Genomic DNA, 14,554 nt, shown 5'->3' with positions numbered 1-14,554 from the left:
CAGCCTTACTCTCATCGTTCTAACAAGCAACGATAAAAGACACCCGATCTAAGATCAGGATTTGGGTCGTTTTGTACCGTACTTGGAGCGGCCCTGCTTACGGTTCTGTACACCCTGGGTGTCCAGTGTTCCGCGAACAGTGTGATAGCGCACACCAGGAAGATCTTTTACTCGACCACCCCGGATTAGCACAACACTGTGCTCCTGAAGGTTGTGACCTTCACCACCAATGTAAGAGGAAACCTCGAAGCCATTAGTAAGACGAACACGACACACTTTACGCAGCGCTGAGTTCGGCTTCTTTGGCGTTGTGGTGTATACACGAGTGCACACACCACGGCGCTGAGGACATGCCTGAAGAGCAGGAACATCGCTCTTGGCTACCTTGCGTTTACGAGGCCTACGCACCAACTGATTAATCGTTGCCATGTAAGCAAACTCCAAAAACCGTATAAATGAAATCTACCCCCAATGAAGGGGGTAAAATTAGGGGACGCAAGTTTAAGCCCGCGCCCCCGGACAGTCAAGATGACTGTTCTCTTTTTAACCACCCAGGTGTGAGTAACTACCCCTAGGTGGCCGCCGTTTGACTCATCCTTCGCGGTTGAGTTCGGCGCTCAGTGCTTCTTCAACATCAGCCGCAGTCACGCCCTGCTGTTCCAGTTCGCGCTTGCGACGACGTGCCGCGTGATACGCCAGACCGGTACCTGCAGGTATCAGTCGACCAACCACTACGTTTTCTTTCAGGCCACGCAGGTAGTCACGTTTGCCAGTGACTGCACCTTCGGTGAGCACCCGTGTGGTTTCCTGGAACGAAGCCGCAGAAATAAACGATTCGGTTGCCAACGACGCTTTGGTAATGCCCAACAACAGACGTTCGAACCGTGCCGGTTCTATGTCGGCGACATTCGCCGCTTCGTTGGCTTCCAGTACCCGGTTGATTTCGACAGAATCGCCAGAAATCATCTGGGTATCGCCCGGATCCGTAATTTCAACTTTGCGCAGCATCTGACGCACAATAACTTCGATGTGCTTGTCGTTGATAACCACGCCCTGCAGACGGTAAACATCTTGGATTTCGTTGGTAATGTACCTTGCCAACTCAACCACACCCAACAGACGCAGAATATCGTGCGGGTTCGACGGACCGTCCGAGATTACCTCGCCTTTTTCGACCGTTTCACCTTCAAACACGTTCATCTGACGATGCTTGGGAATCAGCACTTCATAAACATCGGCGTCGCGCGGAGTGATTACCAGGCGTTTCTTGCCTTTGGTTTCCTTGCCAAAAGACACGGTGCCGCTGACTTCCGCAAGAATCGACGACTCTTTCGGACGACGGGCCTCAAACAGATCGGCAACCCGCGGCAGACCACCGGTGATGTCACGGGTCTTCGAGCTTTCCTGAGGAATACGTGCAACCACGTCACCCAGCTCGATGCGCGCACTGTTCGCCATCGTCACCAACGCATTGGCAGGCAGGAAGAAAATCGCCGCGCCTCCGGTCGGCAGATCAACGTCGTTGCCGGCCTCATCCAGCATCTGGATAGCGGGACGAATGTCCTTACCAGCGGCCGGGCGCTCTTTCGGGTCGATAACTTCCATCGTCGACAGGCCGGTAAGATCGTCAGTCTGGGTGCGCACGGTAATACCCTGGTCCATGTTGACGAACTTGGCCGTACCTTCGGCCTCGGCGATGATCGGGTGAGTGTGCGGGTCCCATTTGGCCACCACAACGCCAGCTTCAATCACGTCGCCGGTTTTGACCGACAGCACAGCGCCGTAAGGCAGCTTGTACCACTCGCGCTCACGACCCCGTTCGTCGGCAATCGCCAACGCCGAGGAGCGAGAGATAACCACCAGCGAACCGTTGCTCTTTTCCAGCGACTTCAGGTTATGCAGGCGAACAGTACCACCGTGCTTGACCTGAATATTGTCTACCGCAGAAGCACGGCTTGCCGCACCACCAATGTGGAAGGTACGCATGGTCAGCTGGGTACCTGGCTCACCAATAGACTGGGCTGCGATAACACCAACAGCTTCGCCTACGTTGACCTGATGACCACGGGCCAGATCACGTCCATAACATTTGGAACAGATGCCGTGTCGGGTATTACAGGTAATTGCAGAGCGTACCCACACTTCGTCGACACCCGCACCTTCAATTGCTTCAATGGCTTTCTCATCCAACAAAGTACCGGCCATAATAATGGCATTGTCTTTGTCGGTCGGAGTAAACACATCACGTGCCGTTACCCGGCCCAGTACCCGCGCACCCAAAGGCACAACAACGTCACCGCCTTCGATGTGAGGTATCATCAGCAGACCTTCGCTGGTTCCGCAATCTACTTCGGTAACCACCAGGTCCTGAGACACATCCACCAGACGGCGGGTCAGGTAACCAGAGTTTGCAGTCTTCAGAGCGGTATCTGCCAAGCCCTTACGAGCACCGTGAGTGGAGATAAAGTACTGCAGTACGTTAAGACCTTCACGGAAGTTAGCGGTAATCGGCGTTTCGATGATCGAACCATCCGGCTTGGCCATCAAACCACGCATACCTGCAAGCTGACGAATCTGCGCCGCGGAACCCCGTGCGCCGGAATCGGCCATCATGTACACGGAGTTGAAAGACTCCTGCATGACAGGCTCACCGCTTTCATCCATCAGCGGCTTGCCGTCAGGCCCCATAACCGCTTCTTTGGACAGGCGCTCCATCATGGCCTTAGAGACCTTGTCGTTTGCGCGTGACCAGATGTCGATAACCTTGTTGTACTTTTCGCCCTGAGTCAGCAGACCGGACGCGTACTGATTTTCAATATCTTTTACTTCCTGTGTCGCAGCCTCAACCAGTTGGTACTTCTCTGGCGGAATTTCGAAGTCATTAAAGCCAATCGAAATGCCGGATACGGTGGCGTACTGATAACCGGTGTACATCAATTGGTCAGCAAAAATAACCGTTTCTTTCAGACCCGCATCGCGGTAGCAGATGTTGATCAGGTTAGAGATTGCTTTCTTGACCATCGGCTTGTTGATCAAGCTGTAAGACAGGCCGTCAGGCACAATGTCAAACAACAGCGCGCGACCCACCGTGGTTTCCACGATGTTATAACTCTCGCTACGGCTGCCGTCTTCGGCGATCGCCACTTCCCTTACCCGGACTTTAACTGTGGCTTGCAAGTGTACTTTGCCAGCACCGTAAGCGCGGTGTACTTCTTTAACATCAGCAAACACCATGCCCTGTCCCAGCGCATTTTTGCGCTCGCGGGTCATGTAATACAAACCCAGCACAACGTCTTGCGACGGCACAATGATAGGCTCGCCGTTTGCCGGTGATAGCACGTTATTGGTGGACATCATCAACGCCCGCGCTTCCAGCTGGGCCTCGATAGTCAGCGGTACGTGTACCGCCATCTGGTCCCCGTCGAAGTCGGCGTTGTAGGCAGCACACACCAACGGATGCAGCTGGATAGCCTTACCTTCAATCAGTACCGGTTCGAACGCCTGAATACCTAAACGGTGCAGCGTAGGCGCACGGTTCAGCATGATCGGGTGTTCCCGGATGACTTCGTCCAGAATATCCCAAACCACACCCTCTTCTCGCTCGACCATTTTCTTGGCCGCTTTGATGGTGGTGGCCAGGCCACGATGCTCAAGTTTGGAAAAGATAAACGGCTTGAACAACTCCAACGCCATCTTCTTAGGCAAACCGCACTGGTGCAGGCGCAGGTACGGACCGACTACGATGACCGAACGGCCCGAGTAGTCGACTCGCTTACCCAGCAAGTTCTGACGGAAACGACCTTGCTTGCCTTTGATCATATCGGCAAGAGATTTCAGTGGACGCTTGTTAGTGCCAGTAATGGCGCGTCCACGGCGTCCGTTGTCCAGCAACGCGTCTACTGCTTCCTGCAACATACGTTTTTCGTTACGCACAATAATGTCGGGAGCGTTTAGCTCCAACAGGCGTTTCAGACGATTGTTACGGTTGATCACCCGACGGTACAGATCGTTCAGGTCAGAAGTCGCAAAGCGACCACCATCCAACGGTACCAATGGACGCAGATCTGGCGGAAGAACCGGCAGAACGGTCATCACCATGTCGCCCGGCTTGTTGCCGGAGAACAGAAACGCCTCAAGAATTTTCAGACGCTTGCTGAATTTCTTGATCTTGGTTTCCGAGTTGGTCTGCGGAATTTCTTCACGCAGACGATCAACTTCTTCCTGCAGGTCAATGGCTTGCAGAAGTTCTTTGATCGCCTCGGCGCCCATGCGAGCGTCGAATTCATCACCAAACTCTTCCAGAGCTTCGAAATACTGCTCGTCGTTCAGTAGCTGACCGCGCTCCAGCGTGGTCATGCCTGGCTCGATCACAATGAAGGATTCGAAATACAACACCCGCTCTATATCGCGCAGAGTCATATCCAGCATCAAACCAATGCGTGACGGCAGCGACTTAAGAAACCAGATGTGAGCTACCGGGCTGGCCAGCTCGATGTGACCCATGCGATCGCGGCGGACACTGGCCAAAGCCACTTCCACGCCACACTTTTCGCAGATAACACCACGGTGCTTCAAGCGCTTGTACTTTCCGCACAGGCACTCATAGTCTTTGATCGGGCCAAAAATCTTGGCACAGAACAAACCGTCACGCTCTGGTTTGAACGTACGGTAGTTGATCGTTTCAGGCTTTTTCACTTCACCGAAGGACCAAGAACGGATCATGTCAGGTGATGCCAGGCCAATGCGGATGGCATCAAATTCCTTGCTCTGATTCTGGCTCTTCAGAAGATTCAATAAATCTTTCATCAGTAAAAGCTCCGGATGGCGTTAATCTCGGGCGGGCACCGCTGGTGCCCGCTCACGCTGCCAAAAACAATTCGGCTCAATCGGATTCCAGCTCGATGTCGATACCCAACGAGCGAATTTCTTTGACAAGAACGTTGAAGGATTCGGGCATGCCCGGTTCCATACGATGATCGCCATCAACAATGTTCTTGTACATTCTGGTCCGACCGTTTACATCATCAGACTTGACGGTAAGCATTTCCTGTAGTGTATACGCTGCACCGTAGGCTTCCAGAGCCCACACTTCCATCTCGCCAAAGCGCTGACCACCGAACTGTGCCTTACCACCCAGCGGCTGCTGGGTAACCAGACTGTACGAACCAGTGGAACGAGCGTGCATTTTATCATCGATCAAGTGGTTCAACTTGAGGATATACATATACCCTACTGTGATCGGACGATCGAAGGCATCACCGGTACGACCATCGAACAAGCGGGTCTGACCGGTTGTGCTAAGGCCGGCCAGCTCAAGCATGTGTTTGACTTCAGCTTCTTGAGCGCCGTCAAATACCGGCGTAGCCATTGGCACACCACCGCGAAGGTTGTTACACAAGTCGAGGATTTCCCGATCGTTCAAGGAATCCAGATCTACCTGTGTTACCTCGGCTGAATGGTTGTAAATCTCATCCAGCAGCTTACGAAGCTCAGCAACCTTGCGCTGCTCATCCAGCATACGACTGATACGCTCGCCTAGACCTTTGGCTGCGGCACCCAAGTGGGTTTCCAGAACCTGCCCTACGTTCATGCGCGAAGGCACACCCAGAGGGTTCAGAACGATATCAACAGTGTTGCCGAACTCGTCGTACGGCATATCTTCAATCGGCTTGACCGCCGAAATTACACCCTTGTTACCGTGACGACCCGCCATCTTGTCACCTGGCTGGATGCTGCGCTTGATAGCCAGGTACACCTTGACGATTTTCTGAACGCCTGGCGCCAGATCATCGCCCTGCTGCAACTTACCTTTCTTGTCGTCAAAACGCGCTTCGTGATCTTTCTTGCGCTCTTCCAGGCCCTGCTCGGATTTCTCCAGCAACTCATTCAAATCGTCGCCTTTCATGCGTAATTTGAACCATTCCGGACGCGGCAGATTCAACAAGTAATCTGCTTCCAGCTTGCTACCTTTTTTCAGGCCTGGGCTACTGATCACTTCCTGACCCTCAAGGGCGTTCAGCAAGCGCTCATAGGTGGCACCTTCAACAATGCGATACTCGTCCTTCAAATCTTTGCGGTACTTGTCCAGCTGCTGCTTTTCAATCACTTGCGCTCGCTGGTCCTTTTCGATGCCGTCACGGGTGAATACCTGCACATCGATAATCGTACCACGGGTGCCTGTCGGCACGCGGGAGGAGGTGTCTTTTACATCGGACGCCTTCTCACCGAAGATAGCTCTTAGGAGCTTTTCCTCCGGCGTCAACTGGGTTTCACCTTTCGGTGTTACCTTACCGACCAGAATATCTCCGGCGCTAACTTCCGCGCCAATATAGACAATACCGGACTCATCCAGCTTGGACAGCGCGCTCTCACCCACGTTCGGGATGTCAGCCGTAATTTCTTCGCTACCCAACTTGGTATCCCGTGCCACACAGGTCAGTTCCTGAATATGGATCGTGGTCAGGCGATCTTCCTGCACCACTTTTTCAGAGATAAGGATGGAATCCTCGAAGTTGTAACCGTTCCAGGGCATGAACGCGATACGCATGTTCTGACCCAACGCCAACTCACCAAGATCTACCGATGGACCGTCGGCCAGTATGTCACCACGAGCAATGACATCGCCCTGACGCACAATCGAGCGCTGGTTAATACAGGTGTTCTGGTTCGAGCGGGTGTATTTGGTGAGGTTATAGATATCCACACCAGCGTCACCAGCTTCGGTCTCTTCGTTGTTTACCCGCACTACGATTCGTGCGGCGTCTACGCTTTCAATTTCGCCGCCACGACGAGCAGTTACGCACACGCCGGAATCCTGAGCCACGATACGTTCAACACCGGTGCCCACTAAAGGCACCTGTGCACGCAACGTAGGTACAGCTTGGCGCTGCATGTTCGCACCCATCAGAGCGCGGTTAGCATCATCGTGCTCGAGGAACGGAATTAGCGACGCGGCTACGGAAACAACCTGACGCGGTGACACGTCCATAAAGTTAACCGCTTCCGGTGGCATAACCGTGGTTTCGTTTTGGTGACGAACGGTCACCAACTCCTCAACCAGACGATTGCCGTCGTCCATCTCTGCACTAGCCTGGGCGATAACGTAGTTGCTTTCTTCAATAGCAGACAGATACACCAGCTCGTCGGTGACCAAGCCATCGGATACTTTCCGGTACGGGCTTTCTAAAAAGCCGTACGAGTTGGCACGGGCAAAAGTCGCCAAAGAATTGATCAGGCCGATGTTTGGGCCTTCCGGTGTCTCGATCGGACACACGCGGCCGTAATGGGTCGGGTGTACGTCGCGAACCTCAAAGCCTGCGCGCTCACGGGTCAGACCGCCTGGCCCAAGCGCAGAAATGCGGCGCTTGTGAGTCACTTCTGACAGCGGGTTGTTCTGATCCATAAACTGGGACAGCTGGCTGGAGCCAAAGAACTCCTTCACCGCCGCCGCAACTGGCTTGGCGTTGATCAGATCCTGAGGCATCAGGCCTTCACTTTCTGCCAGGCTCAGACGCTCACGCACGGCGCGCTCTACACGCACCAAACCAACACGGAACTGATTTTCGGCCATCTCGCCGACACAACGCACACGGCGGTTACCCAGGTTATCGATGTCGTCTACTTGGCCTTGACCGTTACGGATGTCAATCAGCGTCTTCAGCACGTCGATAATATCGGCGTGGGTCAGAATGCTCTCACCGGTGCTTTCATCGCGGCGCAAACGACGGTTCAACTTCATACGACCGACTGCAGACAGGTCGTAACGCTCTTCAGAGAAGAACAAATTATTGAACAGATTTTCCGCCGACTCTTTCGTGGGCGGCTCTCCGGGGCGCATCATCCGGTAAATCTCTACCAATGCTTCCAGCGGTGTGCGGCTAGGATCGTTGCGCAAGGTGTCCGACATGAACGGACCACAATCCAGATCGTTGGTGTACAGCGTTTCAATATCCGTAACGCCGGCGTCCAGAATGGTGGTGATCAGCTCTGCGGTCAGCTCCGAGTTACACTCAACCAGCATTTCCCCGGTTTTAGTGTCGATCATGTCTTTGGCTAAAACTCGGCCATACAGATATTCGGTCGGCACTTCCAGAACAGAGATATTGGCTTTTTCAAGCTGCTTAATATGGCGCGCGGTAATACGGCGGCCTTCTTCAGCAATCACATTACCGTCATTATCCTTGATATCAAAAGTTGCGATATCGCCACGAAGACGGCTTGGCACCAGTTCGAGCTTGCACGTTTCTGCGCCAATGTGGAACTTCGAGGTTTCAAAAAACATTGCCAGCATTTGCTCGGAGGTGTAGCCCAGCGAGCGCAGCAGGATGGTCGCCGGCAGTTTACGGCGACGATCGATGCGCACAAATACGGCATCTTTCGGGTCAAACTCAAAGTCCAACCAGGAGCCCCGATAAGGAATCACCCGGGCTGAATACAACAGCTTGCCGGAGGAGTGGGTCTTACCCTTATCGTGATCAAAGAATACACCAGGTGAACGATGCAACTGGGAAACGATAACACGCTCGGTACCATTGATAACGAAGGTACCGTTTTCAGTCATCAGGGGCATTTCGCCCATGTAGACTTCCTGTTCCTTGATGTCCTTGATCGCCTTGTTGGACGATTCACGGTCATAAATAATCAGGCGAACTTTTACGCGCAAAGGCGCAGCATAGGTGACGCCCCGAAGCTGACATTCTTTGACGTCAAAAACCGGCTCACCTATACGGTAACTCACGTATTCAAGCGCGGCATTACCAGAGTAACTGGCAATCGGAAATACGGATTTGAAGGCCGCATGAAGACCGGTTTCCCGACGATCTTCAGCAGCAGATTCGCTTTGAAGGAAGTCTCGGAACGAGTCCAGCTGAATAGACAGCAAATAGGGGACTTCCATCACGGACGGCAACTTACTAAAGTCTTTGCGGATCCGCTTTTTTTCAGTGTAGGAGTAACTCATCTGCATTCCCCAGCGTTAAATCTGATACCTGATATCAAGAAGCAACCATTGTTCTGCTTCGGGGCCGAATTTGCTCGGCATATCGCGCCGTCTTGAACGTGAGCCTGATTACGGCCGAATGGCTCAAAATCGACCAAAAACCGCTTTCAGACTCTATAGCATATACAACAGAAAAAGGCTGGTGGCTCACAAGCCACCAGCCTAACCATGCTAATGCATGGCGCCGATCAGAAACCGACTACTACTTAAGCTCAACAGAGGCGCCTGCATCCTCAAGCTTTTTCTTGGCTTCTTCGGCTTCGGCTTTGCTAGCGCCTTCCTTAATAGTAGAAGGAGCGCCGTCCACCATTTCCTTCGCTTCTTTCAGGCCTAGGCCTGTCAGCTCGCGAACGGCTTTGATGACGTTAACTTTCTTTTCGCCGATTCCGGTCAATACTACGTCGAACTCGGTTTGCTCTTCAACAACTTCAGCGGCAGCGGCAGCAGGTGCAGCGGCAACAGCAGCGGCAGCAGAAACGCCGAATTTCTCTTCCATTGCTTCAACCAGAGCAACTACATCCATTACGCTCATTTCAGCAATTGCGTTCAAAATCTCTTCGTGGGACAGAGCCATGACTTTCTCCGAAAAATAATAAAATGGTGTTCAACAGAATCAAGCAGCTTCTTGCTTCTGGTCGCGAACTGCCGCTACTGCACGAGTAACTTTGGTTGGAACTTCGACCAAAGTACGTGCGAGCTTGGTGATTGGTGCCTGTGTAACCGCTGCCAGCATAGTCAACGCTTCGTGACGCGTTGGTAGCTTGGCAAGGCGGTCGATCTGGTCTGCGCCCATCAAAATTCCGCCAACGGCAAGACCTTTGATTTCGAACGCTTCTTTCTCTTTGGCAAAATCTTTCAACAGACGCGCAGCGGCGCCTGGATCTTCCATTGAAAAAGCCAGAATAGTCGGGCCGACTAGGGCCTCGCCGATGCACTCGAATTCGGTACCGCGAATGGCGATCTTAGCCAGATTGTTACGAACAACCTGAAGATGGACATTTTCAGCACGAGCTCTTGCACGCAGAGCCGTCATATCACCGGAGGTGACACCACGGTAGTCAGCCAGAACGACAGACAGAGCACCACCGGCAGTTTCGTTGACTTCAGCGACGATCGCTTTCTTGTCTTCGAGTCTAATTGCCACTGGATTTCTCCTCGATTTCGCCGGGAAAATCCCGGCAAACCCATCTATGCCCTCGAAAGCTTCTTCCCAACCTGCTTACTTTCTGCAGTGATTGCGATCCACTCTCTACGGGCTCCTAACGGTGTTTGGGTTCAGAGAACGTCTTCACACCGTCTGCGCAGGTATTGCTTTAACCCCTGTGACGCTTTCATAAAAGCAGCTTCGGGGGCCTGCGGTCTTTGACAGCCTTGGCTTCCGCCCAGACTACAAAGCAACTATCGATCAGACGCCTAGATATCCAGAGCGCTCTGATCAATAGTCAGGCCAGGCCCCATGGTCGAAGACAGTGTGATCTTCTTCAGATACACGCCTTTGGACGATGAAGGCTTAGCCTTTTTCAAATCTGCAATCAGAGCTTCCAGGTTTTCCTGAATGTTCTTCGCAGAAAACTCAACATTACCCAGTGGAGAATGGATAATGCCGTTTTTGTCGGTGCGGTAACGAACCTGACCTGCTTTAGCGTTTTTAACCGCTGTAGCTACGTCGGGGGTCACGGTACCTACTTTCGGGTTTGGCATAAGGCCACGGGGACCCAGGATCTGACCCAGCTGGCCCACGACGCGCATAGCGTCAGGACTGGCAATAACCACGTCAAAATCCATGTTGCCTTTTTTAATTTCATCGGCCAAATCATCCATACCGACAATATCGGCGCCGGCTTCTTTGGCTTTCTCAACGTTAGCGCCCTGGGTGAATACAGCAACGCGAACTGTTTTACCGGTACCGTGCGGCAGAACAGTGCTGCTGCGGACGACCTGGTCGGATTTACGCGCATCTACACCCAGATTTACGGCAACGTCTACAGATTCTTTGAACTTAACGTGCTGACCCAACTCAACCAGAATGGCCACCGCATCTTCCATAGAGTATGCACGGCCAGCTTCTATTTTTTCGTGAATCAACGTTTGACGCTTGCTTGGCTTTGCCATGTTACAGGCCCTCCACGGTCAGGCCCATACTGCGGGCTGTACCTGCAATGGTCCGAATCGCAGCATCCATAGTGGCGGCTGTCAGGTCCGGCTCTTTCATTTTCGCGATTTCTTCAAGCTGTTCGCGAGTTACTTTGCCAACTTTATCGGTGTTCGGGCGACCAGAACCGCTTTTCACGCCTGCCGCTTTGAGCAGCAGTACCGGCGCGGGCGGAGTTTTAGTGATGAACGTAAAGCTGCGATCGCTGTATACAGTAATCACGGTAGGAATAGGAAGACCCTGTTCCATATCCTGCGTCCTGGCGTTAAACGCCTTGCAGAATTCCATGATATTTACGCCGCGCTGACCCAGAGCCGGGCCAACGGGAGGGCTTGGATTGGCCTTGCCGGCAGCAACCTGTAGCTTGATATAGGCATCAATTTTCTTTGCCATTGTAACTCTCCTATGGGTTCAAACGCCTCTCAGCTCCCCGTTTGCAGACACAAAAAGCCCGCGACGCCATGGCGCGCGAGCTTTTATCTTATTGCTGCTAAATCAGTCTTTTTCTACCTGACCAAACTCCAGTTCAACCGGAGTGGATCGGCCAAAGATTAATACAGCAACCTTGACACGACTCTTGTCGTAATCAACTTCCTCAACAACGCCGTTGAAATCCGCAAAAGGACCTTCAACAACACGAACAACTTCGCCTGGCTCAAACAGAGTTTTCGGCTTGGGCTTATCAGCACCGCTTTCAAGACGACGTAAAATCGCGTCGGCTTCTTTTTCCGTAATAGGTGCCGGCTTTTCTTTCGTACCGCCAATAAATCCAAGAACACGCGGCGTATTCTTCACAAGATGCCATGTTGCGTCTTCAAGTTCCATCTGGACCAATACGTATCCGGGATAGAATTTGCGTTCGCTTTTGCGCTTCTTGCCGTCACGCATTTCGACGACTTCCTCGGTCGGAACCAGGATCTCGCCAAACTGCTCTTCCAGTCCGTTAAGAGCAATGCGCTCCTTCAGGGTGCGCATTACATGCTTTTCGAAGCCAGAATACGCATGTACCACGTACCAGCGCTTAGCCATTACCCACTCCCGTTAACCGATAAATCCGGCGACCAACAAACTGATTAGCGAGTCCATTATCCACAACATCAAAGCGACAACTAAAACAAACACAATCACGATGGCTGTTGTCTGTATGAGTTCCGGCCTTGTGGGCCAAACCACTTTGCGGATTTCAACACGCGCCTCTTTCAAAAGCGCCGCAAAGCGGCCACCGCGTGACGTTTGCACTGCGACAAAAGCAGCGATGGCAGCTAATACCACTAATGCAATCACGCGATAGAGCAAAGACTCAGCAGCAAAATACTGATTACCAACCACGCCAACCGTGACCAGCAAAAACACTACAAGCCACTTTACAACATCTAAGCGGCTGCTTGACTGAACAGATCTTGACTCCATAGGAATCAACTTATGTATTTAGATGTTAAAAAATGGCAGGCCAGGAGGGAATCGAACCCCCAACCTGCGGTTTTGGAGACCGCTGCTCTGCCAATTGAGCTACTGGCCTGCACCGGAACTACTCAGTGCACTTTCACCCCAGCAACACCCTAACTCGGGTATTACTCGAGAATCTTGGCGACAACACCGGCGCCTACCGTACGCCCGCCTTCGCGAATCGCGAAGCGCAGACCATCTTCCATGGCGATCGGAGCAATCAAAGTCACTTCCATCTTCACGTTATCACCTGGCATAACCATTTCTACGCCTTCTGGCAATTCACAAGCACCGGTTACGTCGGTGGTACGGAAGTAGAACTGTGGGCGATAGCCCTTGAAGAACGGCGTATGACGGCCGCCTTCGTTTTTGCTCAGTACATACACTTCGCACTCAAACTTTGTGTGCGGCTTCATGCTGCCTGGCTTACACAGAACCTGACCACGCTCAACGTCGTCACGCTTGGTGCCGCGCAACAGTACACCAACGTTCTCGCCTGCACGACCTTCGTCCAGCAGCTTACGGAACATTTCAACGCCGGTGCAAACCGTTTTGACCGTGTCTTTAAGACCAACGATTTCTACTTCTTCACCAATCTTGACGATACCGCGCTCTATACGACCGGTTACAACTGTACCACGGCCAGAGATAGAGAATACGTCTTCAATAGGCATCAGGAACGGCAGATTAATCGCACGCTCAGGCTCAGGGATGTACGAATCCAGCGCTTCTACCAGCTTACGAACAGCGGTAGTGCCCATTTCGTTGTCATCGCGACCTTCCAGAGCCATCAACGCAGAACCGGTGATGATCGGAGTGTCGTCAGCCGGGAAGTCGTACATTTCCAGCAGATCGCGAACTTCCATTTCTACCAGCTCAAGCAGCTCTTCATCGTCAACCATGTCCGCTTTGTTCAGGAACACAACAATGTAAGGAACGCCTACCTGACGTGACAGCAGGATGTGCTCGCGGGTCTGCGGCATAGGGCCGTCAGCGGCGGAACAAACCAGGATAGCACCGTCCATCTGCGCCGCACCGGTGATCATGTTTTTCACATAGTCAGCGTGGCCCGGGCAATCTACGTGTGCGTAGTGACGGTTCGGGGAATCGTACTCAACGTGAGACGTAGCAATGGTAATACCACGCGCACGCTCTTCAGGAGCATTGTCGATCTGGTCAAAGGCACTTGCGGTGCCCGTTCCCCATACATCGTGGCACACACGAGTCAGGGCAGCTGTCAGGGTGGTCTTACCATGGTCAACGTGACCAATGGTGCCCACGTTCAAGTGTGGCTTCTTACGTTCGAATTTAGATTTAGACATCTGACAAACTCCCTAATCAACCAGGACCGTAACGTTGACCGGTAAATAATGGAGCTCATGAGCGGAGTCGAACCGCTGACCTCATCCTTACCAAGGATGTGCTCTACCGACTGAGCTACATGAGCACAAGAACTAAATTGGAGCGGGCAGTGGGAATCGAACCCACATCATCAGCTTGGAAGGCTGAGGTAATAGCCTTTATACGATGCCCGCGAACAATAATGGTGGAGGGGGCAGGATTCGAACCTGCGAAGCTTTCGCGTCAGATTTACAGTCTGATCCCTTTGGCCACTCGGGAACCCCTCCGAGCTAAATCCGCTACGCGGACCTGCATAAACTATAAAATGGAGCTGGCGGACGGAATCGAACCCCCGACCTGCTGATTACAAGTCAGCTGCTCTACCAACTGAGCTACGCCAGCCCACACTCGCCTTAACAACGAGGCCAGTATATTACGGATTATCTTTTGGTTTTGCAACACCTTGGCGCTTATTGAACGCAACAAAATGGATTTACCAAGAGCAATTCGTTATGTCCGAAGAGGCTGCTCAACAACTGAGTACAACCTCACTCAAAACGAGGGGCGTAGCTTAGCCGAAATCACCACACTGTTGCCACCCTTGACGGACGTTTCCA

10 protein-coding genes and 5 tRNA genes are annotated in these 14,554 nt (G+C 52.6%); all 15 read right to left on the bottom strand.

Annotated elements, in window-relative coordinates; translation table 11 throughout:
* Positions 1-54: 54 nt before the first annotated feature.
* Positions 55-429: a 30S ribosomal protein S12 gene (gene rpsL / locus ABA45_RS18415; protein WP_007350507.1), complete on the bottom strand. Its 375-nt coding sequence runs from the start codon at positions 427-429 to the stop codon at positions 55-57.
* A gap of 162 nt (positions 430-591) precedes the next feature.
* Positions 592-4,806, bottom strand: coding sequence for a DNA-directed RNA polymerase subunit beta' (gene rpoC, locus ABA45_RS03180; protein WP_048384308.1), 4,215 nt, complete (start codon positions 4,804-4,806; stop codon positions 592-594).
* A 76-nt stretch (positions 4,807-4,882) separates the two neighbouring features.
* On the bottom strand, positions 4,883-8,959 hold the full coding sequence (gene rpoB / locus ABA45_RS03175) for a DNA-directed RNA polymerase subunit beta (RefSeq protein WP_014869918.1): 4,077 nt from the start codon (positions 8,957-8,959) through the stop codon (positions 4,883-4,885).
* Between the two features lie 241 nt (positions 8,960-9,200).
* On the bottom strand, positions 9,201-9,572 hold the full coding sequence (rplL, locus tag ABA45_RS03170) for a 50S ribosomal protein L7/L12 (protein WP_014869917.1): 372 nt from the start codon (positions 9,570-9,572) through the stop codon (positions 9,201-9,203).
* Between the two features lie 39 nt (positions 9,573-9,611).
* On the bottom strand, positions 9,612-10,142 hold the full coding sequence (gene rplJ, locus ABA45_RS03165) for a 50S ribosomal protein L10 (protein ID WP_048384307.1): 531 nt from the start codon (positions 10,140-10,142) through the stop codon (positions 9,612-9,614).
* A 269-nt stretch (positions 10,143-10,411) separates the two neighbouring features.
* Positions 10,412-11,110: a 50S ribosomal protein L1 gene (gene rplA, locus ABA45_RS03160; protein ID WP_048384306.1), complete on the bottom strand. Its 699-nt coding sequence runs from the start codon at positions 11,108-11,110 to the stop codon at positions 10,412-10,414.
* A gap of 1 nt (position 11,111) precedes the next feature.
* Positions 11,112-11,543: a 50S ribosomal protein L11 gene (gene rplK, locus ABA45_RS03155; protein ID WP_014869914.1), complete on the bottom strand. Its 432-nt coding sequence runs from the start codon at positions 11,541-11,543 to the stop codon at positions 11,112-11,114.
* Positions 11,544-11,645: 102 nt separating this feature from the next.
* Positions 11,646-12,179, bottom strand: a complete 534-nt coding sequence (gene nusG / locus ABA45_RS03150; RefSeq protein WP_014869913.1) for a transcription termination/antitermination protein NusG — start codon at positions 12,177-12,179, stop codon at positions 11,646-11,648.
* 12 nt (positions 12,180-12,191) lie between these two features.
* Positions 12,192-12,560 (bottom strand): preprotein translocase subunit SecE, encoded by a 369-nt coding sequence (gene secE, locus ABA45_RS03145; RefSeq protein WP_048384305.1) that lies wholly within the window; start codon positions 12,558-12,560, stop codon positions 12,192-12,194.
* Between the two features lie 33 nt (positions 12,561-12,593).
* Positions 12,594-12,669 (bottom strand) — tRNA-Trp (locus ABA45_RS03140).
* Positions 12,670-12,721: 52 nt separating this feature from the next.
* On the bottom strand, positions 12,722-13,918 hold the full coding sequence (gene tuf, locus ABA45_RS03135) for an elongation factor Tu (RefSeq protein ID WP_014869911.1): 1,197 nt from the start codon (positions 13,916-13,918) through the stop codon (positions 12,722-12,724).
* 49 nt (positions 13,919-13,967) lie between these two features.
* Positions 13,968-14,043: transfer RNA gene (locus ABA45_RS03130), tRNA-Thr, on the bottom strand.
* Positions 14,044-14,056: 13 nt separating this feature from the next.
* A tRNA-Gly gene (locus ABA45_RS03125) sits at positions 14,057-14,131 on the bottom strand.
* Positions 14,132-14,140: 9 nt separating this feature from the next.
* Positions 14,141-14,224 (bottom strand) — tRNA-Tyr (locus tag ABA45_RS03120).
* Positions 14,225-14,263: 39 nt separating this feature from the next.
* Positions 14,264-14,339, bottom strand: a tRNA-Thr gene (locus ABA45_RS03115).
* Positions 14,340-14,554 lie beyond the last annotated feature (215 nt).

Source organism: Marinobacter psychrophilus (assembly GCF_001043175.1).
GTDB classification, from domain to species: Bacteria; Pseudomonadota; Gammaproteobacteria; order Pseudomonadales; family Oleiphilaceae; genus Marinobacter; species Marinobacter psychrophilus.
This window is presented reverse-complemented; position numbering and strand designations above follow the sequence as displayed.